This is a genomic window from thiotrophic endosymbiont of Bathymodiolus puteoserpentis (Logatchev), from assembly GCF_900127505.1.
In the GTDB taxonomy this organism is placed as follows: Bacteria; Pseudomonadota; Gammaproteobacteria; order PS1; family Pseudothioglobaceae; genus Thiodubiliella.
In genome coordinates, this window is record NZ_UEXF01000036.1 from 4,927 (window position 1) to 8,134 (window position 3,208).

3 protein-coding genes are annotated in these 3,208 nt (G+C 40.7%); all 3 read left to right on the forward strand.

Annotated elements, in window-relative coordinates:
• On the forward strand, nt 1–1,848 hold a 1,848-nt coding region (locus BHECKSOX2_RS06165; RefSeq protein WP_180323686.1), incomplete at its 5' end, for an RHS repeat domain-containing protein.
• Between the two features lie 9 nt (nt 1,849–1,857).
• Nucleotides 1,858–2,238 carry a hypothetical protein gene (locus BHECKSOX2_RS06170; RefSeq protein WP_180323687.1) on the forward strand — a complete coding sequence of 127 codons (381 nt, stop codon included), beginning with the start codon at nt 1,858–1,860 and terminating at the stop codon, nt 2,236–2,238.
• A 23-nt stretch (nt 2,239–2,261) separates the two neighbouring features.
• On the forward strand, nt 2,262–3,208 hold a 947-nt coding region (locus BHECKSOX2_RS06175), incomplete at its 3' end, for an RHS repeat domain-containing protein (RefSeq protein ID WP_425356609.1).

Genomic DNA, 3,208 nt, shown 5'->3' on the forward strand with positions numbered 1-3,208 from the left:
TCAAGCACCACCGGTAAGATTGATGATGTTGATTATAGTTATGCCGTTAGTTACCAATACGACATCAATGGCAATATCCTCAACAAAGCTGATGTTGGTGATTACAAGTATAACAATGTTAATAGCACCCATCCCCACACGCCAAATTCAATCACAGGCCTAAGAATCAATACCAGCAACCAAGACAGAGCCTACACTTACGATGCCAATGGCAATATGACCAAAAATGGCAATAAATCTATTACTTGGACATCATTTAACAAGCCCAAGAAATTCACCAAAGGAGGAGACAGCACAACCTTCACCTATGCCCCTAATAGAAGTCGTTACCAAAAAGTACAAACAAAAAGCAGTGACAATACCACCATCACCACTCAATACTTTGGCAAGGTTTATGAAAAAATCAAACAAAACACCAATACTGAGCATAAACACTTTATCTATCTAGATAAACAACTCATTGCCATTCACATCAAAACCGACACAACGAGTACATCAGGCACAACAGGTACATCAGGTACAACAGGCACGCCAGCAACACCAATCCCCGATAAAACCCGTTATCTACATTACGACAACCTCGGCTCAATAGACACCATCACCGATGGACAAGGCAACATCGTTGAACGCATGGCATACACCGCCTTCGGACAAAGGCGCAAAGGCGACTGGCGCGCCAGCGACCCACTACTGCCTATCATCCCCGCCCTGACCAATAGAGGCTTTACAGGACATGAACACATTGATGAAATGGGCTTTATTCATATGAATGGTAGAGTATATGACCCACAAATTGGAAGATTCCTCAGTGCGGATCCATATATCCAAGACCCTTACAACACACAGAGTTATAATAGATACAGTTATGTTATAAATAACCCACTAAAATATACCGATCCTACTGGAAACTTTTTTGGCATTATATTGAGTTTTATTTCTGCAGTCGCCACTCAAGCAGTGATTTCTGCTGTTGGCGCCCAACTGTTATTGGCACAAATAGCAATTGCTTACGCCGTGACTTACTCTGTAACCTACATCGCAACAGGGAGTGCCAAAGCCGCCCAAGGTGCAGGGCTGGCAGCAGGGTTGTTTATGGGTATTGGTGGACTACGAGGCGGGAAAATGGGTATTAATGGTAAAATGCAATACAACCCAGGATGGGAATCAGGCTCCATGAAAACCTTAGCCGCTCATGGATTGGCAGGCGGTATCGTGCAAGACAGAATGGGCGGTAGTTTTGGCGCTGGTTTTTTATCAGGTTCACTCGGCTCTTACCTTGGTTCGTCAGGACATTTAAAGAATATGTCTGAGATGATTGGCAATACTGCTAGAGATGCGGTCGTTGGCGGCACCATCTCGGTGGTTGGTGGCGGTAAATTCGCAAACGGGGCGCAGACGGGGGCGTTTAGGTATTTGTTTAATGAGCTAATGCATCGTCAGAAAAAAGGTATTCCCATTTCTGCGTATGAAAGGAGATTAGCAAAAAAAGGAACACCAATGTCAAGGATAATATTTTGGTATGTTAGAGACTCAAGGGACGATCCGTTTGCACCAACAGCTTTAGATGTTGTTGCTAATAGAGGGTTTCGTGGTAAATCTGCTAATATGTTGTCACCAATGAATAATGAACAATTAGGGATAAATCTAATGGTTGATTATGTTGACTGGGTAGACAGAGATTACGCTGATACTAGCCAAAGTAATTGGAGAGGTGTTTTAAGTAATGACCAAATTAACAGTTGGCATAACAATACATTTGATAGGACACCATGGTCGGGTATTTATAGTGGAAACATACCTTTTACTGACAGCATGATTTGCAGTACTTGTGATCCGTATAATCCATAATGAAAAAATATGATGTATTTTGTAAAAGTTAGTCTTTTTAGTTCTTTAATCTCAAGTGCTACAATACCCCCTTTATTCGTGATGATGATAGAGCCGAATATTGATGCTGAGAGGTTTTTTACCTATGTTTTGCCTGTTTTTATTGTATCGTTTATAGTTATTATTATTTTTACAATCTTATTCGTTATTCCTGCGCATATTTTGACGAATAAAAGTAATAATTTCAATCTTAAAAATACATTGTTTATAGGTGGATTAACTGCATTAACTGTAGATTTATTTTATATAGGATTAGGAATTTTGGATTATCCTATATTTTTCTTTTGTGGAATAATTCATTCGTATGTATATTGGCTTATTGCACAAAAAATAAGCCAGAAAAAAAGATAAAGGGCTTAAAATAATTAGGGTCAGTGTGCAATTTATTAAACAATCCATCCAACCAGCCTGATGAAATCCGTAACCTAGAATATGAATATGACCTAATGGACAATGTCACACAAAGACAAAACCATATCTCAGGTTTGAGTGAGCGCTTTACTTATGACGCCCTAGACCGCCTAACCCAGTCAAGTACCACCGGTAAGATTGATAATGTTGATTATAGTTATAAAGTGGATTACGAATACGACATCAATGGCAACATCACCAACAAATCTGATGTCGGTGATTACAGTTACAACGCTGCTAGTGGTGTTCGTCCGCATACCCCTAACTCAATCACAGGGATAAAAACCAATACCAGCAACCAAGACAGAGCCTACACTTACGATGCCAATGGCAATATGACCAAAAATAGCAATAAATCTATTACTTGGACATCATTTAACAAGCCCAAGAAATTCACCAAAGGAGGAGACAGTACAACCTTCACCTATGCACCTAATAGAAGTCGTTACCAAAAAGTACAAACAAAAAGCAGTGACAATACCACCATCACCACTCAATACTTTGGCAAGGTTTATGAAAAAATCAAACAAAACACCAATACTGAGCATAAACACTTTATCTATCTAGATAAACAACTCATTGCCATTCACATCAAAACCGACACAACGAGTACATCAGGCACAACAGGTGCATCAGGTACATCAGGCACGCCAGCAACACCAATCCCCGATAAAACCCGTTATCTACATTACGACAACCTCGGCTCAATAGACACCATCACCGATGGACAAGGCAACATCGTTGAACGCATGGCATACACCGCCTTCGGACAAAGACGCAAAGGCGACTGGCGCGCCAGCGACCCACTACTGCCTATCATCCCCGCCCTGACCAATAGAGGCTTTACAGGACATGAACACATTGATGAAATGGGCTTTATTCATATGAATGGTAGAGTATATGACCCACA

Bases quoted from the DNA above. Each gene is read 5' to 3' on its own strand.
- BHECKSOX2_RS06170 (WP_180323687.1), top strand. From the start codon at position 1,858: ATGATGTATTTTGTAAAAGTTAGTCTTTTTAGTTCTTTAATCTCAAGT.